Source organism: Ferrovibrio sp. (assembly GCF_046297895.1).
Classification (GTDB): domain Bacteria; phylum Pseudomonadota; class Alphaproteobacteria; order Ferrovibrionales; family Ferrovibrionaceae; genus Ferrovibrio.
On sequence record NZ_JBKBHC010000007.1, the window covers coordinates 206,228 to 225,928 of the forward strand.

General features: G+C 65.0%; 14 protein-coding genes and 1 pseudogene. 7 read left to right on the forward strand and 8 right to left on the reverse strand.

The window, feature by feature from the left end:
* Positions 1 to 10: 10 nt before the first annotated feature.
* From ACK4FK_RS13945 to ACK4FK_RS13960, 4 genes and pseudogenes are all read right to left on the reverse strand, one after another.
* A complete protein-coding gene (locus ACK4FK_RS13945; RefSeq protein WP_409745569.1) occupies positions 11 to 829 on the reverse strand; it encodes an ABC transporter permease in 819 nt (272 codons plus the stop codon).
* Between the two features lie 77 nt (positions 830 to 906).
* A pseudogene (locus ACK4FK_RS13950) lies at positions 907 to 1,917 on the reverse strand (extracellular solute-binding protein).
* Positions 1,918 to 1,921: 4 nt separating this feature from the next.
* Positions 1,922 to 2,746, reverse strand: a complete 825-nt coding sequence (locus ACK4FK_RS13955; RefSeq protein WP_409745570.1) for a DeoR/GlpR family DNA-binding transcription regulator — start codon at positions 2,744 to 2,746, stop codon at positions 1,922 to 1,924.
* Positions 2,747 to 2,911: 165 nt separating this feature from the next.
* Entirely contained in the window at positions 2,912 to 3,100 is a 189-nt protein-coding gene (locus ACK4FK_RS13960; protein ID WP_409745571.1) for a superinfection immunity protein, read from the reverse strand.
* Between the two features lie 140 nt (positions 3,101 to 3,240).
* Between ACK4FK_RS13960 and ACK4FK_RS13965 the strand changes: the two genes are divergently transcribed.
* Positions 3,241 to 4,206 carry a complex I NDUFA9 subunit family protein gene (locus ACK4FK_RS13965; protein ID WP_409745572.1) on the forward strand — a complete coding sequence of 322 codons (966 nt, stop codon included), beginning with the start codon at positions 3,241 to 3,243 and terminating at the stop codon, positions 4,204 to 4,206.
* A gap of 67 nt (positions 4,207 to 4,273) precedes the next feature.
* Here the strand turns inward: ACK4FK_RS13965 and ACK4FK_RS13970 are convergent, their stop codons facing one another.
* A complete protein-coding gene (locus ACK4FK_RS13970) occupies positions 4,274 to 5,764 on the reverse strand; it encodes an NADP-dependent isocitrate dehydrogenase (protein ID WP_409745573.1) in 1,491 nt (496 codons plus the stop codon).
* A 130-nt stretch (positions 5,765 to 5,894) separates the two neighbouring features.
* Between ACK4FK_RS13970 and ACK4FK_RS13975 the strand changes: the two genes are divergently transcribed.
* Positions 5,895 to 6,767, forward strand: a complete 873-nt coding sequence (locus ACK4FK_RS13975) for a LysR substrate-binding domain-containing protein (protein ID WP_409745574.1) — start codon at positions 5,895 to 5,897, stop codon at positions 6,765 to 6,767.
* A 7-nt stretch (positions 6,768 to 6,774) separates the two neighbouring features.
* On the opposite strand, the gene ACK4FK_RS13980 is transcribed toward ACK4FK_RS13975, so the two are convergent.
* Positions 6,775 to 7,668: a LytTR family DNA-binding domain-containing protein gene (locus ACK4FK_RS13980; protein WP_409745575.1), complete on the reverse strand. Its 894-nt coding sequence runs from the start codon at positions 7,666 to 7,668 to the stop codon at positions 6,775 to 6,777.
* Positions 7,669 to 7,776: 108 nt separating this feature from the next.
* On the opposite strand from ACK4FK_RS13980, the gene ACK4FK_RS13985 reads away from it, so the two are divergent.
* The 5 genes from ACK4FK_RS13985 (at position 7,777) to ACK4FK_RS14005 (ending at position 17,297) form a co-directional block, all read left to right on the forward strand.
* Positions 7,777 to 8,985, forward strand: a complete 1,209-nt coding sequence (locus ACK4FK_RS13985; RefSeq protein WP_409745576.1) for an acyltransferase family protein — start codon at positions 7,777 to 7,779, stop codon at positions 8,983 to 8,985.
* 265 nt (positions 8,986 to 9,250) lie between these two features.
* Complete coding sequence (locus ACK4FK_RS13990) at positions 9,251 to 10,696, forward strand: NAD(P)-dependent oxidoreductase (RefSeq protein ID WP_409745577.1); 1,446 nt, start codon at positions 9,251 to 9,253, stop codon at positions 10,694 to 10,696.
* An 11-nt stretch (positions 10,697 to 10,707) separates the two neighbouring features.
* Positions 10,708 to 15,255, forward strand: a complete 4,548-nt coding sequence (gene gltB / locus ACK4FK_RS13995) for a glutamate synthase large subunit (RefSeq protein WP_409745578.1) — start codon at positions 10,708 to 10,710, stop codon at positions 15,253 to 15,255.
* 422 nt (positions 15,256 to 15,677) lie between these two features.
* On the forward strand, positions 15,678 to 15,980 hold the full coding sequence (locus ACK4FK_RS14000; protein ID WP_409745579.1) for a hypothetical protein: 303 nt from the start codon (positions 15,678 to 15,680) through the stop codon (positions 15,978 to 15,980).
* Between the two features lie 138 nt (positions 15,981 to 16,118).
* Positions 16,119 to 17,297, forward strand: coding sequence for an Lpg1974 family pore-forming outer membrane protein (locus ACK4FK_RS14005; RefSeq protein WP_409745580.1), 1,179 nt, complete (start codon positions 16,119 to 16,121; stop codon positions 17,295 to 17,297).
* 6 nt (positions 17,298 to 17,303) lie between these two features.
* Here ACK4FK_RS14005 and ACK4FK_RS14010 read toward each other — a convergent pair whose 3' ends face one another.
* Together ACK4FK_RS14010 and ACK4FK_RS14015 are read right to left on the reverse strand one after the other, a co-directional pair.
* Positions 17,304 to 17,693, reverse strand: a complete 390-nt coding sequence (locus ACK4FK_RS14010; RefSeq protein ID WP_409745581.1) for an MAPEG family protein — start codon at positions 17,691 to 17,693, stop codon at positions 17,304 to 17,306.
* Positions 17,694 to 17,751: 58 nt separating this feature from the next.
* Positions 17,752 to 19,641, reverse strand: a complete 1,890-nt coding sequence (locus tag ACK4FK_RS14015) for a methyl-accepting chemotaxis protein (protein WP_409745582.1) — start codon at positions 19,639 to 19,641, stop codon at positions 17,752 to 17,754.
* Positions 19,642 to 19,701: the final 60 nt, after the last annotated feature.

Here is a 19,701-nt window from a genome sequence, read left to right on the forward strand (position 1 = left end):
GCGCCCTCCCTCAGCCTGCCGCCGCGACGGTGGAGCCCGCCGCGGTGCGCGCCACGGCCAGCACGATCCAGGTGGCGGCGCCCAGCACGAAGCTGAGCGCGGCGGCCATGGCGATGTTGGCCGAAAGCGTGAACTCGGTATAGATCACCATCGGCAGCACGTTGATCTTGGCCGCCAGGGTGAAGGCAGTGCCGAAGGCGCCGACTGCGGTGGCGAAACAGATCGCGCCGGCCGAGATGAAGGCGGGCTTGAGACCCGGGATGATCACGTCCAGCACCACGCGCCAGGGCGAGGCGCCCAGCGAACGCGCGGCCTCCTCCAGCTTCGGATCGAGTTTTTCTGCCGCGGCCATCACGGTCAGGATGGTGCGCGGGATGGAGAAATAGACATAGCCCATGAACAGGCCGGTCAGCGAATAGGCGAAGACCAGCTTGTCGCCGGTGAGGAATTCGGTGATCTGGCCGATCAGGCCCTGGCGGCCGGCTAGCATGATCACCATGAAGCCGATGACGACGCCGGGGAAGGCCAGCGGAAAGGTCAGCATGGCGACCAGCGCGGCGTTGCCGGGAAATTTGTGGCGCTGCAGGAACACGCCGGAAATGCCGCTGATCACCAGCGTGGCGAAGGTGGTGGCGGTGGCGACGCCCAGCGTAGCGATCAGGCTGTTGAGGTAATTCTTGTCGGTCAGGATCGCGGCATAGGCGGACCAGCCGGTCTTGCCGCTGCCGCCGATGAAAAACAGCCGCGCCATCGGCAGCAGGAAAAACGCGGCGAAGAAGATGCCGGCCGGCAGCAGCAAAAAAATCAGGCGTTGGGTGTCGCGGCGCATCGTGCGGTTGACTCTTCCCTTAACTGAAAAATGGGACCCCGGCTCGCTGTTGCGAGACCCGGGGCCCCATTCATGGCTCAGTTCACTTCGTTCTTGTAGCGCTCGACGATCTTGGCCTGCGCGGCGGCCAGCTTCTTCAGGTCCACCGCCTTCGCGCGGGCGTATTCCGCGTCCGGCAGGAACTTGGCCTTGGCCTCGGCCGACAGCTTGTCGGCGAAGACCGGGCGCAGATAGGCATTGCCCCACATCGCCTGGCTTTCATCCGACAGCACGAAGTCCAGCACCTTCTTGCCGTTCTCCGGGTTCGGGCCCTTGTTCACCAGACCCATCACATACGGGAAGACCAGCGTGCCTTCCTTCGGGATCACGAACTGCACCGGGGCCTTGTCGGTATACTAGCCGCGATAGGCGTTGAAGTCGTAATCGAACAGGATCGGAATCTCGCCCGAGATCACACGAGCATAGGAGGTCTGCTTCGGCACGATCGGCTGGTTCTTGGCCAGATCCTTGAAGTACTTGATCGCCGGATCGAGGTTGTCGTATGTGCCGCCCAGCGCGAGGTTCACCGCCATCACGCCAAGCTGGCCCACGGCCGCCGAGGTGGGATCGAGATAACCGACCAGGCCCTTGTATTCCGGCTTCAAGAGGTCGGCCCAGCTCTGCGGCACCGGCTTGTTGCCCAGCGCGGCCTTGTTGACGAACAGGCCCAGCGTGCCGGAGTGGATGGTGAACCAGTTGCCATCGGCATCCTTCAGGTCGGCCGGGATCTTCTCCCAGTTCTTCGGCTTATACGGCGTCAGCACGCCGGCATCCTTGGCCGGATCGGCGGCGATGCCGCCCAGATAGGTCACGTCGGCCACCGGGTTGGCCTTTTCGGCGATCAGGGCGGCGATGGCCTGGCCGGAATTCTTGTTGTCGGGCGGCACGCTGATGCCGAGGCGGCTCTGGATCGCCTTGAGCTGCGAGCCCCAGTCGGCCCATTCCGGCGGGCAGTTGTAGCAGATCGCCCGTTGCTGGGCGTTGGCATCGGCAATGCCGCCGAGCGCGGCGATGCCTAAGGCGGTAGCGAAAGCGAGACGTTTCAACATGGGGTCAGCCCCTCCTGCCAGTTTGGGTGGTTACGGTGTGGTTTGCTGCTGCGGTGGAAACGGCGTCATCGGACCAGACGACGAGGCGCACGCCGGCATCGCGCAACTGCGCGGCGATGGCGGCCGGCACCGGGCGGTCGGTGAACACCGCGCTCGCCTCGGTGATCCGGCCGCCGCGCATGGTGGCGCCGCGGCCGAATTTGGAATGGTCCAGCACCAGGAAGCGCTGGCGGCAATGGCGCGCCAGTTCGCTGCGCATGGTGATCTCGTCGGCGCTGAAATCCAGCAGCGTGCCGTCGTCAGCCACGCCGCCCACGCCATAGATGCCGATATCGACGGCAAAGCGACTGAAGAAGCCATGCGCCTCGCCGGCCACCACGTCGCGGTCCAGGTTGCGCAGGCGTCCGCCGGCGATGGTGATCTCGCAGGATGGATTGCGGCTGAGCGCCAGCGCGGCATTCAGGTTGTTGGTCATCACGCGCAGGCCGGGATGATCGGTGAGTGCGAGTGCGCATTGCTCGGGCGTGGTGCCGATGCCGAGGAACAGCGAGGCGCCCTCGGCCACCTCGCGCGCCACCAATTGCGCGATGCGGCGCTTGGCCTCGATGTTCAGTACCTGGCGCGCGGGATAGGCCAGGTTCTCGCCCTCGGGCGGCAGTTCGACGCCGCCATGCTTCCGCCGCAGCAGGCCGCGGTCGCACAGCAGGTTCACATCGCGGCGGATGGTCTGGGGGGTGACGCCGAACTGGATCGCCAGGGCGTCGATGGCCTGGAAGCCCTCGCTACGGACAAGCTCCACAATGGCGCGCGCGCGGTCTTCCGCCAGCATCCCGGTCCCCGAAATCGTTTCCTGTCCCAATCGGCGCATCATGTTCAAATGAACATTGAAGGCCGTTCTTTTCGTTGAGATGACTTTCACATGAAAGTTTCATGACGTCAAACGAACAGCATAGAGAAGTATGCTGATCAAAATTATAAATTAAATATCAATAAGTTAGCGGATTTGACGTAGGGCGAGACCCAGGCAGACGGCCCAGCCGATCACAGTCCAGCCCACCGCCAGGTTGGCCAGCAGGATCTTCCGCCGCCAGGGATGGGCCCGCCGCCAGGCCAGCAGGCTGGGCAGGAAATAGACGGCAGCCAGCAGCAGCAGGCCGACAAGGGTGGGGAAACCGGCGCCCATGATGGAGCGGCAGAGTAGCGACCGGCTGTCATCCTGCCTACGGTCCGGGCCGTCCCAAAACCGGGTCAAACCATTGGCGGCAGGACGGATTTGGCTATAGTCCGGGGCACTCGTTTTCGCGTCAGGCAGGGGATCGCGTCATGTCGCTGCGCAACAAGCTCGTCACCGTATTCGGCGGCTCCGGTTTCGTCGGCCGCTATATCGTGCAGAAGCTGGCCCAGCAGGGCGCCCGCGTGCGCGTCGCCATCCGCCGGCCCGACGAGGGCCTGTTCCTCAAGCCCATGGGCGCGGTCGGCCAGATCGACATCGTGCAGGCCAATATCCGCATGCCGATATCGGTGCAGCAGGCCGTCAAGGACGCCGATATCGTGATCAACTGCGTCGGCATCCTCTATCAGAGCGGCGCGCAGAAATTCGCCGCCGTGCAGGCGCGCGGCGCCGAAGTGATCGCGCTGTGCGCCAAGGAAGCCGGCGTGCAGCAGATGCTGCATGTCTCGGCCATCGGCGCCGATCCCGAAAGCAGCTCGGCCTACGCGCGCAGCAAGGCCGAGGGCGAGGCCGGCATCCGCCGCCACATGCCGCAGGCGATCATCCTGCGGCCCAGCATCGTGTTCGGCCCGGAAGACGATTTCTTCAACCGCTTCGCGGCGCTGGCCAGCATCTCGCCGGCCCTGCCGCTGGTCGATGGCGGCCACACGAAGATGCAGCCGGTTCATGTCGGCGACGTGGCCGAGGCCGCGATCCGCGCGCTGCTCGATCCGGCCGCCGCCGGCCAGACCTATGAACTGGGCGGGCCGAAGGTCTACAGCTTCCGCGAATTGCTGGAACTCACGCTGGCCGCGATCCACAAGAAGCGCCTGCTGCTGCCCGTGCCCGGCGCGCTGCTCAAGCCCGCCGCCTTCTTCATGGAACTGCAGCCGCTCTTCGCGCCGCCAATCACGCGCGACCAGATCGAGCTGCTGAAAGCCGACAACGTGGTGGCACCCAATGCCAGGGGCCTGAAGGATCTGGGCATCGACGTGCCGGTGCCGGTGGAAGGCACCATCGAGTCCTATCTCTTCCGCTTCCGCCGCGGCGGCGGCAAGTTCGAGCCGCGCTTCAGCTGATCGCGGCAGCAAAACATGACAGGCCGGGCGCCAGCGCCCGGCCTTTTTTCATGTCCGATGCCTTTGCCTACTGACCCTGGCCGAGCGAGAAGCCCGGCACGCCGTCGAAGGTGTAAAGCTGCTCGGTCTTGATGAAATCAAGCCCCTGCTGTGTCAGCAGACGCAGGATCTCCACCACCATGGCCCTGTTGAACTGCTTGCCCGCGCCGGCCATGAACCGGCAGCGCCAGTGATCGGTGCAGAAGGTTTCCGGTAATCCGTCCGGCCAGACCTTGATGCCGCGGTTGGTGATCATGGTCAGTTCGAACAATCCGTTTTCGGCGGTCTTCAGGGCTGCTGCCAGTTCCGCAACCGGTGTTTCGGCATTGATGAAGATATCGATGCCGACAAGGTCCTTCTTGGCTTTTTTGCGTTTATGGGCCGGCCAGACAATCACCGGCGGCGTATCGGCCGCATAGGAAACCGGCGTCAGGATTTTGGGCGCCTGTCCCAGCCGGGCGATCACCGCCTCTGCGAAAGCGGCAGTGCCGACCTTCTGCACGGAATGACCGGGCCGGAAGATGTCCGCCGTATGGATGCCGGCCTCGATGGTTGCCAGCCATGCGTTATGCACTTTTTCCGCAACCTCGCGCTGGCCGATATGGACCAGCATCATCACGCCGGCCAGCAGAAGGCCGGAGGGATTGGCAATATCCTGCCCGGCGATATCCGGGGCCGAACCATGAATGGCCTCGAACATCGCGCCGTGCTCGCCGATATTGGCCGATGGCGCCAGGCCGACCGATCCGGTGATCTGCGCGGCCACGTCGCTCAGGATGTCGCCATACAGGTTGGGCATCACGATCACATCGAAGACATGCGGCGTGTCGGCCAGCCGCGCCGCACCGATATCGACGATCATGTGGTCGCTGGCGATGTCGGGATACTCGGCGGCGATCTCGTCGAACACCCGATGGAACAGGCCATCGGTCAGCTTCATGATGTTGTCCTTGGTGAAGCACGTCACCTTCCTGCGGCCATGTGCCCGCGCGTAATCGAAGGCATAGCGCACGATCCGCTCGCAGCCCGGCCGCGAGATCAGCTTCAGGCATTGATAAACCTCGTCGGTCTGCCGGTGCTCGATGCCGGCATAGAGGTCTTCCTCGTTCTCGCGCACGATCACCACATCCATCTCCGGGTGGCGCGTGGCGATCGCCGGGGCATGGGCGATGCAGGGCCGCACATTGGCGAGCAGGCCGAGCGCCTTGCGCACCGTCACGTTCAGGCTCTTGTAGCCGCCGCCCTGCGGCGTCGTGACCGGGCCCTTGTAGAAGACGCGGGTGCGCCGCAGGCTGTCCCAGGCGCTGGCAGGGATGCCCGAGGTTTCGCCGGCCAGATACACCGCCTTGCCGATCTCGATCGGCTCCAGCGCGATATTCGCGCCGGCGGCCAGCAGCACCTTCAGGCTGGCCTGCATGATTTCGGGCCCGATCCCGTCGCCGGGGGCGACCGTGACGGGAACCGGAACGGGGCTGGCCTGGGCCAGGATCTGCTTGGGTTTTTGCAACTGGATAGTCATGGCATTGCTCCTGCGCTGGTGCCTGGGGTGTGCCTTGCGGTGACGGAGCGGCAGCCTATCGAAGCGACAATCATTGTTGAAATTGATAGTAAAAAGATTAACTATTGAGAAAATTGATATTAAGGTAGCCATGGCCCTGCCGGCGCACATAGATCCCGAATTGCTGCGCGCCTTCGTCGCCGTCGTCGAATGCGGCGGCTTTTCGCAGGCGGCGGAACGGCTGCTGCGCGGCCAGTCCGCCGTGTCGCTGCAGATCAAGCGGCTGGAGGAACGGCTGGGTGTGCGTCTGCTCGACCGCAATCCGCGCCGGGTGGTGCTGACCAGCGAAGGAGAGCTGATCCTCGATCACGCGCGGCGGATTCTCAGCCTGAACGACGAACTGGTCGCGCGCCTGCGCGAGCCAGAACTCTCCGGCCTGGTGCGGCTCGGCGCGCCGGAGGATTTCGCCACCAGCCATCTGCCCAACGTGCTGGCGCGCTTTTCGCGCAGTCATCCGAGGGTGGCGCTGGAAGTCACCTGCGAACTGACGCTGGAACTGCTCGAGCGCTTTCATGCCGGCGGCCTCGATCTGGCGCTGGTGAAACGCGAGCCGATGGGACATCTCGGCGGCGTGCGGGTGTGGCGCGAACCGCTGGTGTGGGTGGCGGCCAGCCGCGCGGTTGCCGAATCCGCCGATCCCCTGCCGCTCGTGGTCTCGCCGCGGCCCTGCGTCTACCGCAAGCGCGCCACCGACGCCCTCGATTCAGAAGGCCGCGCCTGGCGCATCGCCTATACCTGCGGCTCGCTCACCGGCAATCACGCCGCGGTGCGCGCCGGCCTTGGCCTCACCGTTCTACCCAAGGCCATGGTGCCGACGAACCTGACGGTCCTCAATGACGAAATGATCGGGCTGCCGGTGCTGGCCGACACCGAAATCGCACTGATCGCCGCGCCCCAGCTCTCCGCGCCGGCCGAACGGCTGCGCGATTACATCATCCGCGAGCTGGAGCACGGCACGCAGTAAGAATTGATCATCCGGCCTGCAGCAGCGCATCGCGCCAGCGCCGGCCGCCGGCGATCTGGCGGCCGTCGTCCAGCGTCACGGTGAAATCGCCGCTGTCGTTGCTGGTGATGTCGCGCACGCGGTGGCGGTTGACCAGCCGCGAGCGGTGGATGCGCACGAAGCCCTGATCCGCCAGTTGCTCTTCCAGCGCCGCGAGCGTCTGCCGCTGCAGCCAGCTCCGGCCGGCCAGATGCAGCTCGACATAATTGCCGGCCGCTTCCGCCCACAGGATCTCGGCGGGATCGAGCCACACGCGCCGCGCACCGTCGCGGATTTCCAGCCGGCGCGGCGCGGCAACCCGGGCCGGCGATTCGACAACCGTCGCCGGTTTGCGCAGGGCCGCCGCCAGTAGCCAGGCGCCAATGGCCATCGCGGCATAGGCCAGCGCATCCTTGCGGCCTTCATAGATCAGGCCGGTGGTCAGCGGGTCTTCGCCCAGGTCGTATGAGCCGCCGAGCAGCGGATAGATCGCCAGGCGCAGCAGGGTCATGCCGCCGATGTGAACGATGCCGAAGGCGGCCATGCCGGCGGCATGGCCCAGCAGCACGCGCGGCCAGCCGATGCGGCGCGGGTCCAGCCGCGCCGTCCAGGCGAAGACCACGGGCGTGACGGCAAAGACAATGACGATGCTGGTCAGTTCGTTGACGACGATGTGCCACAACGGCAGCGCCAGGCCGACGCGGCCGGCCTCGATCCAGTAGGACGAACCGACCAGGGCGGCCACGGCGAGCAGGATGCCGGCATAGGCGATCCACATCCAGGCCGGAAACCGGAAAACATGGATTTCCGGCATTGCATCCAGCGCGCCATGCGTCCCGCCGTTCATCCCTGGCGGCCCGCCATTGGTCACCGGCGCGGTCATGGCCGGGCGCCGCTCATGGCAGCCAGCCTTCCATCCGCCCCGGCGCCGTTTGCATCGCCGGTGCCCTGTGACAGACCGGGCGGCGTTTGAATGCTGCTGGAGTTTTTGATGACCATGTCTTCAGGCCGTGAAACCGCATCCCTGCATACGCGCCGCTACGACCTCGACTGGCTGCGCATCGCCGCCTTCGGGCTGCTGATCCTTTATCACATCGGGATGTTTTTCGTCTCGTGGGACTGGCATGTGAAAAGCGCCCATGCCGGCCCAGGAGATCCGCTTGGCCTGCAGCCCCTGATGCTGCTGACCAACCCGTGGCGGCTGGCGCTGCTGTTCCTGATCGCCGGCTGCGCCACGCGCTTCATGGCCGACCGGCTGGATGCGGCGACGATGCTGAAAGGCCGCAGCCAGCGCCTGCTGCTGCCGCTGGTCTTCGGCATGCTGGTGATCGTGCCGCCGCAGACCTATTACGAGATCGTGGAGAAGCTGGGCTTCCGGGATGGCTGGCTTGTCTTCTATGTGAAGTATCTCGCCTTCGACGACGGCTGGCGGCCCGGCGGCAAGCTGTTGGTCGTGCCGACCTGGAATCACCTCTGGTTCGTGGCCTATCTGTGGGCCTACAGCATGATCGTTATCGCGCTGCGGCCCCTGCTGCTATCGGCCGCGGCGCGCCGCATCGCAGGCTGGCTGAGGCCGCATTTGCGCGGCGCCGTGCTGCTGCTGGCGCCGCCGCTGTTCATCGCCGTTATGCGCCTGTGGCTGCGGCCGGTCTTCGGCGAAACCCATGCGTTGGTCGACGACTGGTATCTGCATGCCATCTACCTGCCGCTGTTCCTGTTCGGCTACGCCATCGCGAAGGCTGACTCCGTCTGGGTGGCGATCGAACGTCTGCGCTGGGTGGCACTGGGCCTGGCCGTGGCCTGTTATGGCGGGCTGGTCTGGTTCATGCTGGAAGGCAACCCGGCCCTCGCTCCCTGGCGCAGTGTTGTCTGGGCCTTCGATCTCTGGGCCTGGATTGTCATGCTGCTGGGCTTCGCGCGGCGCCTGCTCAGCTTCGACCACCCCGCCCGGCGCTATCTCACCGAGGCCGTCTTCCCCTTCTATATCCTGCACCAGACCGTGATCGTGGTGGTCGGCCACCATCTGACCGGGCTTGGCCTGCCGGCCTGGGCTGAAGCGGCGATCCTGGTTCCGGCCACCGCTCTGGCCTGCTGGGGCGGCTATGAAGCGATCCGCCGGGTCGGCTGGCTGCGGCCATTCTTTGGGTTGAAATCGGACCAATCTCTAACCATACAAGAAAAATCAATGTCTTATAGGTAATTTAGTATCAATTCGGTCCTATTTATGGTGCCTAAAGACCCTGAGAGCCATTCGCAGGCCTATAAATCTGCAGGTGAATCCATAAAAAGGTCAACAAACGTGACCTATCGTCCATTTTTTGCTTGATCCCTGCGGCCGCAGGCAATAAATGTTGCCCTCCGCCCCAGCGATTGGTTCTTTGCGTCTTCAGTCATCGCGCCTGCCGCCCGGGGTGTCCCTGTTATCTGTGACCCGCCCCCGGGGAGCTTAGAGTCGAGGAAGCGCCATGGCCGAGAAGATGCTGAAATTCGTGCAGACCGCCCAGGCCATGCCGGAAAAACGCATGGCGGCCGACCGCGCCAAGGATTTCGACGAGATCTACCGGGAGTTCGCGGCAGTGAAGGCGGGCGAACAGGCCTCGCGCTGCTCGCAATGCGGCGTGCCGTTCTGTCAGGTGCATTGCCCGCTGCACAACAACATCCCCGACTGGCTGCGCATGACGGCGGAAGGCCGGCTGGAAGAAGCCTATGAGCTGAGCCAGGCCACCAACACCTTCCCCGAGGTCTGCGGCCGCATCTGCCCGCAGGACCGCCTGTGCGAAGGCAACTGCGTGATCGAGCAGTCGGGCCATGGCACCGTCACCATCGGCGCCATCGAAAAATACATCACCGAAACCGCCTGGGCCTCGGGCTGGGTGAAGGCGCCCAAGCCGGTGCATGCTGAACGGCCGCAGAGCATCGGCATCATCGGCGCCGGTCCGGCCGGACTGGCGGCTGCCGACAAGCTGCGCCGGCTGGGGTATGCCGTGCATGTCTATGATCGCTACGACCGCCCCGGCGGCCTGCTGATCTACGGCATCCCGAATTTCAAGCTGGAGAAGGATGTCGTCGAGCGCCGCTCAAAACTGCTGGCCGATGCCGGCGTGCAGTTCCACATGAATTTCGAGGTCGGCCGCGACGCCACGCTGGACGAGCTGCGCAAGAAGCACGATGCCGTGCTGATCGCCACCGGCGTCTACAAGGCGCGCGACATCCAGGCGCCCGGTTCGGGCCTGAGCAACATCGTGCCCGCGATGACCTATCTCACCGCTTCCAACAAGCATGGCCTGGGCGACAAGGTGCCGGACTTCGAAAGCGGCGCGCTGAATGCCGCGGGCAAGAAGGTGGTCGTGATCGGCGGCGGCGATACCGCGATGGACTGCGTGCGCACCGCGATCCGCCAGGGCGCCACCGCCGTGCATTGCCTCTATCGGCGCGACAAGGCCAACATGCCGGGCTCGATGCGCGAGGTGAAGAATGCCGAGGAAGAGGGCGTTGAGTTCGTCTGGCTCAGCCTGCCGAAAAGCTTCCGCGGCGAGGGCAAGGTCACGGCCGTGCATGCCGGCCGCATGAAGCTCGGCCCTGCCGATGCCTCGGGCCGCCAGATGCCGGTGGAGATCGAGGGCGCCGATTTCGACCAGCCCGCCGATCTGGTGATCAAGGCGCTGGGTTTCGATCCGGAAGAACTGCCGCAGCAATTCAAGGCACCGCATCTGGAAATCACCCGCTGGGGCACCGTGAAGATTTCGGCGCGCAGCAAGATGACTTCGATGCCCGGCGTGTTCGCCGCCGGCGACATCGTGCGCGGCGCCAGCCTCGTGGTCTGGGCGATCCGCGACGGCCGCGATGCCGCCGACGCCATCCACCAGTATATCCAGGCCAAGGCGCAGCCCGCTGCGCAGGCCGCTGAGTAAGGAGTCCTGACATGAGCGACATGATGAAGAAGAGCTACGTCGAGCAGTGGCAGGACGAAACCAAGCGGCTGAGCGAGACCGGCATGTACCGGCCGGAGGAGGAGCATGACGCCTGCGGCGTCGGCCTGATCGCCTCCCTGGATGGTGCGCCGCATCGCCGCGTGGTGGCGGCCGGCATCCAGGCGCTGAAGGCGCTGTGGCATCGCGGCGCGGTGGATGCCGACGGCAAGACCGGCGACGGCGCCGGCATCCATGTGCAGATCCCGCAGGATTTCTTCCGCGAACATGTGCGCCGCTCGGGCTTCGAGCCGGGCGAGGGCAAGCTGGGCCTTGGCATGGTATTCCTGCCCAAGACCGACCTGGCCGCGCAGGAGACCTGCCGCACCATCGTCGAGACGGCCATCCTCGACTTTGGCTATGGCATCTACGGCTGGCGCCAGGTGCCGGTGGATGCCACCATCATCGGCGAGAAGGCCAATGCCACGCGGCCCGAGATCGAGCAGGTGCTGATCGAGAACCGCCTGGCCAAGGATGACGGCGCCTTCGAGCGTGACCTGTTCCTGATCCGCCGCCGCATCGAGAAGCAGGTTCTGGCCGCCCATATCAGCGACTTCTACATCTGCTCGCTCTCCTGCCGCAGCGTGATCTACAAGGGCATGTTCCTGGCCGAGCAGATCGACTATTTCTATCCCGACCTGCAGGACGAGCGCTTCGTCAGCACCTTTGCCATCTATCACCAGCGCTATTCCACCAACACCTTCCCGACCTGGAAGCTGGCGCAGCCCTTCCGCATGCTCGCCCATAACGGCGAGATCAACACCCTGCGCGGCAACGTCAACTGGATGAAGAGCCACGAGATCAAGATGACGTCGGACGCCTTCGGCGATCTCTCCGACGACATCAAGCCGATCGTGCAGTCGGGGTCTTCCGACTCCGCCGCGCTGGACAGCGTGTTCGAGGTGCTGGTGCGCGCCGGCCGCGCCGCGCCGATGGTGAAGACCATCCTGATCCCGGAATCGGCCTCCAACAAGCCGCTGATGCCGCAGGCGCATCGCGACCTCTACGCCTATTGCAACTCGATCATGGAACCCTGGGATGGTCCGGCGGCGATCTGCGCCACCGACGGCCGCTGGGCCATCGCGGGCCTCGACCGCAACGGCCTGCGCCCGGTGCGCTACACCATGACCAGCGACAACCTGCTGGTCGTCGGTTCCGAGACCGGCATGGTCGCCGTACCCGAGCACAAGGTGATCCGCAAGGGCCGCGTCGGCCCCGGCGAGATGATTGCGGTGGACCTGAAGAAGGGCCGCCTGTATCTCGACCGCGAGATCAAGGACAAGCTGGCCGCCGAGCACCCCTATGGCGAGTGGGTGAAGAACATCGTCACCCTCGACAAGATCAAGGACGCGCCGGCCGTCGCCAAGTCGTTCAGCAAGGACGAGCTGCGCCGCTTCCAGCTCAATTTCGGCCTGACTCTGGAAGACATGGAGCTGATCCTGCATCCGATGGCCGAGGACGCCAAGGAAGCGGTCGGCTCGATGGGCGACGACACGCCGATCGCAGTGCTGTCGGAACAGTATCGCGGCCTGCACCATTTCTTCCGCCAGCAGTTCAGCCAGGTCACCAATCCGCCCATCGACAGTCTGCGCGAGAAGCGGGTGATGAGCCTGCGCACCCGCATGGGGAATCTGACCAACGTGCTGGACGAGGATGCGAAACAGATCGCCATCCTGCTGCTGGAAAGCCCGGTGCTGTCCAATGCCGATCTGGCCCGCGTGCTGAAGTATGCCGAGAAGACCACGGCAAAAATCGATTGCACATTCCCGGTCGATGGTGGCGAGGGCGCCCTGCGCGACGCGATCAAGCGGGTGCGGGCGGAAGCCGAGAATGCCGTGCGCGGCGGCGCCGCCCATATCGTGCTGACCGACGAGGGCGTGAATGCCCAGCGCGCGGCCATGCCGATGATCCTGGCCACGGGCGCTGTGCACAGCCACCTGGTGCGCCAGGGCCTGCGCACCTTCACCTCGCTCACCGTGCGTTCGGGCGAATGCCTGGATGTGCATTACTTCGCCGTGCTGATCGGCGTGGGCGCCACCACGGTGAACGCCTATCTGGCCGAGGCCTGCCTGGTCGATCGCGTCAATCGCGGCCTGCTCGGCAAGCTGACCGCGGAGGAAGCCATCAGCCGCTTCAAGGAAGCGGTCGATGGCGGCCTGCTCAAGATCATGTCCAAGATGGGCATCTCGGTGATCAGCTCCTATCGCGGCGGCTACAATTTCGAGGCGCTTGGTCTGTCCCGCTCGCTGGTGGCCGACCTGTTCCCCGGCATGCCCTCGCGCATTTCCGGCATCGGGCTGATCGGTATTCAGAAGAAAGTCCTGGCTCTCCACGAACGCGCCTTCCGCTCGGATGTGACGGCCTTGCCCGTCGGCGGCATCTACAAGTACCGCCGCGGCGGCGAGGCCCATGCCTGGGAAGCCAACCTGATCCACATGATGCAGACGGCGGTGGGCACGGAAAACTACGCCCTGTTCAAGAAATACACCGCCGGCCTGCGCGACCTGCCGCCGATCTCGGTGCGCGACCTGCTGGAAATCAAGCCGGCCAGGACCCCGCTGCCCATCGAACAGGTGGAAAGCGTCACCGAGATCCGCAAGCGCTTCATCACGCCGGGCATGTCGCTCGGCGCGCTCGGCCCCGAGGCGCACGAGACGCTGACCATTGCGATGAACCGCATCGGCGCCAAGTCGGATTCCGGCGAAGGCGGCGAGGCACCCGAGAATTTCAAGCCGCGCCCCAATGGCGACAATGCCAATTCGGCGATCAAGCAGGTGGCCTCGGGCCGCTTCGGCGTGACGGCGGAATATCTCAACAACTGCCGCGAACTGGAAATCAAGGTCGCCCAGGGCGCCAAGCCCGGCGAGGGCGGCCAGCTGCCCGGCTTCAAGGTCACCGAACTGATCGCCAAGCGGCGCCATTCCACGCCCGGCGTGATGCTGATCTCGCCGCCGCCGCATCACGACATCTATTCGATCGAGGATCTGGCGCAGCTCATCTACGACCTGAAGCAGATCAACCCCGACGCGCAGGTCTGCGTGAAGCTGGTGTCGGAAGCCGGCATCGGCACGATTGCGGCCGGCGTGGCCAAGGCCAAGGCCGACGTGATCCTGGTCTCGGGCCATGTCGGCGGCACCGGCGCCAGCCCGCAGACGTCGGTGAAATATGCCGGCACGCCGTGGGAAATGGGCCTGTCGGAGGTCAACCAGGTGCTGACGCTGAACAAGCTGCGGCATCGCGTGAAGCTGCGCACCGATGGCGGGCTCAAGTCGGGCCGCGACATCGTCATCGCCGCCATGCTGGGCGCCGAGGAATACGGCATCGGCACGGCGGCGCTAGTGGCGATGGGCTGCATCATGGTGCGCCAGTGCCACTCGAATACCTGCCCGGTCGGCATCTGCACGCAGAACGACGCCCTGCGCAAGAAGTTCACCGGCACGCCGGAGAAGGTGGTCAACCTGTTCAGCTTCATCGCCGAAGAGGTGCGCGAGATTCTCGCATCCCTTGGCGTGAAGTCGCTGAACGAGATCATCGGCCGCACCGATCTGCTCACCCAGGTCAGCCGCGGCGGCGCGCATCTCGACGACCTTGACCTCAACCCGATCCTGGCCCAGGCCGATACGGGCGACCATGCGCGCCACTGCACGCTGGAAGGCCGCAACGAGGTGCCCGACACGCTGGATGCCCAGATGCTGGGCGATGCCGCGCCGGTGTTCAGCCACGGCGAGAAGATGCAGCTCGCCTACAACATCCGCAACACCCACCGCGCCATCGGCACGCGGCTGTCGTCGCATCTGGTACGCAAGTTCGGTATGACGGGCCTGAAGCCCGGCCATATCACCGTGCGGCTCACCGGTTCGGCCGGCCAGTCGCTCGGTGCCTTTGCCGTGCAGGGCCTGAAGCTGGAAGTCTTCGGCGATGCCAACGACTATGTTGGCAAGGGCCTGTCGGGCGGCATGATCGTGGTGCGGCCCTCGCCGTCCTCGCCGCTGGTGGCCAAGACCAACGAGAACACCATCATCGGCAACACGGTGCTCTACGGCGCCACCGGCGGCAAGCTGTTCGCCGCCGGCCAGGCCGGCGAGCGTTTTGCCGTGCGCAACTCGGGCGCCATCGCCGTGATCGAGGGTTGCGGCTCGAATGGCTGCGAATACATGACCGGCGGCCGCGTGGCGATCCTGGGCAGCGTGGGCGACAACTTCGCTGCCGGCATGACCGGCGGCATGGCCTTCGTCTACGATCCCGAGGACATGCTCCCGATCGCGATCAACGACGAAAGCGTGGTCTACCAGCGGCTGGCCTCCAGCTACTGGGAAGGCGTGCTGCGCGGCATGATCGACGAGCATATCCGCGAGAGCCAGTCGGTCTATGCGTCCAATCTCTTCGCCGACTGGGATGCCGTGAAGGCGAAAATCTGGCAGGTCTGCCCCAAAGAGATGGTCGCGCGGCTGGAACATCCGCTGTCGGATGCGCCGGCGGCCGCGGCGGAAAAGCGCGCCTGATGGTTTAGGGCTTCTGGTTCCGGCCTGCCCCAATCGGCCGGGTTCCAGGGAAGCGGAAACGCCGCCGGATGAAAATCCGGCGGCGTTTTTGTTTGCAGTCATAGCTAGAGCCGAAACAGGAATTCGACAATTTCAAGAAACAGCCTGAGCAGAATGAGCAGGAGATAGTATTGCATTTCGAAGTTCCGTTCGTGGCTAGTTGATTCGGACATCACGAACAGACTGAGGCAGGCGTGCAAAGAACGACAACGCAGAGGGGTCGGCCTGCTTGCTATTGAAGCCACGCAGTTATTTGCTGGTTTTTAAGGATTTTGTCATGCCCGGGCTTGGCCCGGGCATCCACGAGTTTTTAGGGATTGCGTGATAGGAAGACGTGGATGGCCGGGCCAAGCCCGGCCATGACGGTTTGTGTGAGGAAGATCATGCAGAGACTACTTCCCGGCTTGGTGCTATTGGGCTGCCTGCTCGCCTCGCCTGCCTTCGCCTTCTGCGTGGTGAACGACACCGATGGCAGCATCGTCGTGCAGGCCGGCGGCCCCCCGATGCCGGTCTATGTGAAGGAAGTGAAATCGGGTCAGCGCGACTGCTACAGCCCGCGCAAAACCGAGGGCATCGTGGTGGAAATCTACGATTCCGCGGCGCGCCGCCTGCGCTGCCGCCAGTCGGTGGCGCCGCAGACGGCCACGATCACCGTGGGCAAGACCTGCAAGGTCAATCCCGGCTGAACCGGATGTCCGGCAGGCGCCGCGGCGAATCGATCCGCAGCAGCGGCCTGATCATCATGAACCCGTTTTAATTTGCAGCATGCGTCGGTACGGGTTAAGTCCGATCCCTGATCTGTCTCGAATCAGGGGGGAATTTCCATGCCGTTCCGTCGCATTGCCGCCATCCTGCTGATCGGTGGCGTTTCGCTGGCCGCGTCTATCCCCGCTATGGTGCCGAAAGCCATGGCGCAAAACGACGCCCGCTATGAACAGCTCATGCGCATGCTGGAAAACCAGCAGCGGCGCATCGAGGATCTGGAGGCCCGGCTGAATGCGCAGCAGGCGGTGCCCGCCGGTGCACGCCAGTTCGCGGCGGCCAGTCCGGCCCCGACGACAGCCATGCCGGGCAGCCTGGCGCAAATGGGACAAGGCATGGCCGGCCATGGCATGGCGGGCATGCCGCCCATGGCCGCCGCGCCGGCAGTCCGGCCGCGGGAAATCTCGCTCAGCCTGCAGCCGCTGCTGCTCAAGCCGATGTCCGACAGCTTCCGGTTCTTAAGCGGCGATGCCAATGCCGATACCCAGACCGCGACGGTGGATCACGGATTCGGCCCCGGTCTGGAAGGCGGCGTTCTGTATGCTCCGGCCGGGCGCCGGTTTGCGGTCGCGCTGACCGGACGTCATCTGTCGACCGACAGCGATGCTTCCACACGCCTGCGCGACACCGCCTTGTTCGATGCCGGCTTCGGCGGCCCTGCCGGTACTGCCGGCGAAACGGTGGTGGCGCGATCGGAGGTCGAGACCCTGCAATTCGATCTCGACCTGCGCAGCCGGCCGCGCGGCGAACGTCCGGCTCTGTTTGCCGGTTTGCGCTATGCCGAGCTCAACCGCGACCTCGACATTCGCAACAATGTCGATGCCGTATCCCTCAACCAGGCGCATTTCCGCGGCGTGGGCCCGCGCGTCGGCGCCGATGGCCGGGTATCGCTTGGTTCGGGTTTCTACATCGATGGCGGGGTGGCCGGCAGCCTGCTGCTTGGCACCGGCGAGGTTGGCTCGCAAACCAACAACAACGGCACCACGCCGAATCTGTTCTACCGCGCCGAAAACCATCGTGCCGTGCCGGTGCTGGATGGCCGCATCGCGCTTGGCTGGGACGTGATCGAGGATGCCGGCGGCCTGGACGCGCTGGGAATCGAACTTGGCCTGCGCGCCCAGCACTGGATGGGATTGCAGGACTTTGTCTTCAGCACCGACACGCTGGTCGGTGCCGCCAATATCGGCAGCACCGACATGACCTTTGCCGGTCCCTATCTCAGCGTGAAGGCGCGCTGGTAGGCCGCATCATGTGACGATGCCATACAGCACCATGGCCATGCCGGCGAGGCCGCCGGCATAGGCCAGGGTGCGCAGCCAGGGCACGCCGAGGGTGTAGACCACGGCATGTGCCACGCGGCTGTAGAAAAACACCTGGGCGCCCAGCGCGGTCCAGGCATCGGCGCGGTTCATCACCGCCGCCGCCAGCACCAGGGCGGCAAACGGCACCAGGTTCTCCACCATGTTGAGATGGGCGCGGTGCGCGCGGCCGATCCAGCCGGTGCCGGGCGGAAAATCCTCGCGGTTGCCGGCCACCACGAACAGGCCGCGGCTGAAGATGAAGCCGAGCGAATAGGGAAACGCCAGCAGCAGGCAGAGTACGGCGCTGGCGATCAGCATCGTCATGTCGGTGGTCATGGCAGGCTCCGATTCGGGTTCCGGTGCCCGCCATGATCCCGCAAAAGCAGTGGCTTGACTAGGCCGTGCGGAAGAAACCGACCAACTGCGACAGTTCGCGCGCCTGGGCCGACAGCGACTGCGCCGAGGCCGAGGTCTGTTCCACCAGGGCACCGTTGCGCTGGGTCATCTCGTCCATGTTGCCCACTGCGGTATTCACTTCGTCCAGACCCGTGGCCTGCTCGCGGCTGGCCGCGGCGATCTCGGCCACGATGTCGGTGACCTTTTTGATTGCAGTCACGATCTCGGTCAGCGACTGGCCGGTGCGGTTCACCAGGCTCGCCCCGGTCTTGACCTGGGCATTCGATTCCGTGATCAGCGCCTTGATGTCCTTCGACGCATTCGCGCTGCGCTGCGCCAGCGCGCGCACCTCCTGCGCCACTACGGCAAAGCCTTTGCCCGCCTCGCCGGCGCGGGCCGCCTCCACACTGGCATTCAATGCCAGCAGGTTGGTCTGGAAGGCGATCTCGTCGATCAGCGACACGATGTCGGAGATCTTGCGTGCGCTCTCCTCAATCTGCGTCACGGCGGCAACGGCATCGCCCACCACGCTGCCGCCCTTCTCCGCCGTGTCGCGGGCCACCACCGCAAGCTGGTTCGCCGCCTGGGCATTGTCGGCATTCTGCTTCACCGTGGTCGTCACCTCGTGCATCGAGGCCGCCGTTTCCTCAAGCGCGGCCGCCTGCTGTTCGGTGCGGCTGGCCAGGTCCTGGCTGCCGGCCGAGATTTCGGCCGCCGCGCTGCTCTGCGCATCCACGGCGGTGGCGATGTTGCGCACCACGCCGGTCAGCGTGTCGGCCATGCCGTTCAGGTCGGATTGCAGGCTGGCGAACACGCCCTGATACTGGCCCTGCATGCGGCTGCGCAGATCGCCCTTGGCCAGTCCGGCCACGGTGGTCTGCACATTCGCGATGGCCTCGCTCAGGGTTGCCAGCATGCTGTTCAACTGGCTGCCGATCTTGGCGGTCACGCCAGCCAGCGCCGCGGTATCGATGCGCCGGCCCAGTTCGCCGGCCGAAGCCGCGGTCACCACCTGGCCGATGGCGCGGTCAAGGGCTGCTTCCTGTTCGGTGCGGGCTTCCTCGTTGCGCTTGCGCTCGGCTTCGATCTCGGCCTGCAGACGGTCGGCCGCCATGCCGTTATCCTTCAGCACGCTGACGGCGCGGGCGATGTCGCCCACCTCGTCGCCCCGGTCCTGGCCGGTCACGTCGGCATCCCAGTCCCGCTTGGCCAGTCGGCCCAGCGTATCGGTCAGTGCAGCCAGGGGCTGGCTGACGCTGCGCACCATGATCCAGCTCAGGCCCAGCAGGATCAGGATCACGACCGCGATGACACCGCCATTGGCGATCAGTAACTGGCGGAAGATCGCGTCGACATCGTCGATATAGATGCCGGTGCCGACGATCCAGCCCCAGGGCGCGAAGCCCTTCACATACGAGATTTTGGGCACGGGCTGGCTCAGGCCCGGCTTGGGCCAGAGATAGTCGACATAGCCGGCGCCGTCCTTCTTCACCACGTTGACGAATTCGACGAAGAGCCGTTTGCCGTTCGGGTCCTTGTTCTCGCTCAGATCCTTGCCGACGAGCTGTTTGGCGAAGGGATGCATCACCATCACCGGGCCCATGTCGTTGACCCAGAAGTATTCCTTTTCGTCGTAGCGCATGACTTCCAGGTCGGCGAGCGCCAGCCGCTTGGCATCGGCCTCGCTCAGTTCGCCCGCCTGGGCGCGGGCGTGGTAGCGCACGATCACGCTGTGGGCCACTTCGGCCAGGTTGCGCGTCTTGACCATGCGATCCTCAAGCAGGACGCCGTTCAGCCGGTGCAGGCCGATGGCGCCCACGAGGAGCAGGCCGATCACACTAATGCCGAGGATGATCCAAAACCTGGGCGCCAGGCGCAAATTCTTCATGTCGCTACCCCCTCCTTCTGGGGATGTCGCTGAAAAGATTGATATTTTCGGAGACGGTGG

Coding starts and splice junctions, on each gene's coding strand:
- ACK4FK_RS13985 (WP_409745576.1), top strand. CDS start 7,777: ATGACCATGTCTTCAGGCCGTGAAACCGCATCCCTGCATACGCGCCGC.
- ACK4FK_RS14000 (WP_409745579.1), top strand. CDS start 15,678: ATGCAGAGACTACTTCCCGGCTTGGTGCTATTGGGCTGCCTGCTCGCC.
- ACK4FK_RS13955 (WP_409745570.1), bottom strand. CDS start 2,746: ATGCTGGCGGAAGACCGCGCGCGCGCCATTGTGGAGCTTGTCCGTAGC.
- ACK4FK_RS14015 (WP_409745582.1), bottom strand. CDS start 19,641: ATGAAGAATTTGCGCCTGGCGCCCAGGTTTTGGATCATCCTCGGCATT.
- ACK4FK_RS13965 (WP_409745572.1), top strand. CDS start 3,241: ATGTCGCTGCGCAACAAGCTCGTCACCGTATTCGGCGGCTCCGGTTTC.
- ACK4FK_RS13960 (WP_409745571.1), bottom strand. CDS start 3,100: ATGGGCGCCGGTTTCCCCACCCTTGTCGGCCTGCTGCTGCTGGCTGCC.
- ACK4FK_RS14005 (WP_409745580.1), top strand. CDS start 16,119: ATGCCGTTCCGTCGCATTGCCGCCATCCTGCTGATCGGTGGCGTTTCG.
- ACK4FK_RS14010 (WP_409745581.1), bottom strand. CDS start 17,693: ATGACCACCGACATGACGATGCTGATCGCCAGCGCCGTACTCTGCCTG.
- ACK4FK_RS13990 (WP_409745577.1), top strand. CDS start 9,251: ATGGCCGAGAAGATGCTGAAATTCGTGCAGACCGCCCAGGCCATGCCG.
- ACK4FK_RS13975 (WP_409745574.1), top strand. CDS start 5,895: ATGGCCCTGCCGGCGCACATAGATCCCGAATTGCTGCGCGCCTTCGTC.
- ACK4FK_RS13980 (WP_409745575.1), bottom strand. CDS start 7,668: ATGACCGCGCCGGTGACCAATGGCGGGCCGCCAGGGATGAACGGCGGG.
- gltB (WP_409745578.1), top strand. CDS start 10,708: ATGAGCGACATGATGAAGAAGAGCTACGTCGAGCAGTGGCAGGACGAA.
- ACK4FK_RS13970 (WP_409745573.1), bottom strand. CDS start 5,764: ATGACTATCCAGTTGCAAAAACCCAAGCAGATCCTGGCCCAGGCCAGC.
- ACK4FK_RS13945 (WP_409745569.1), bottom strand. CDS start 829: ATGCGCCGCGACACCCAACGCCTGATTTTTTTGCTGCTGCCGGCCGGC.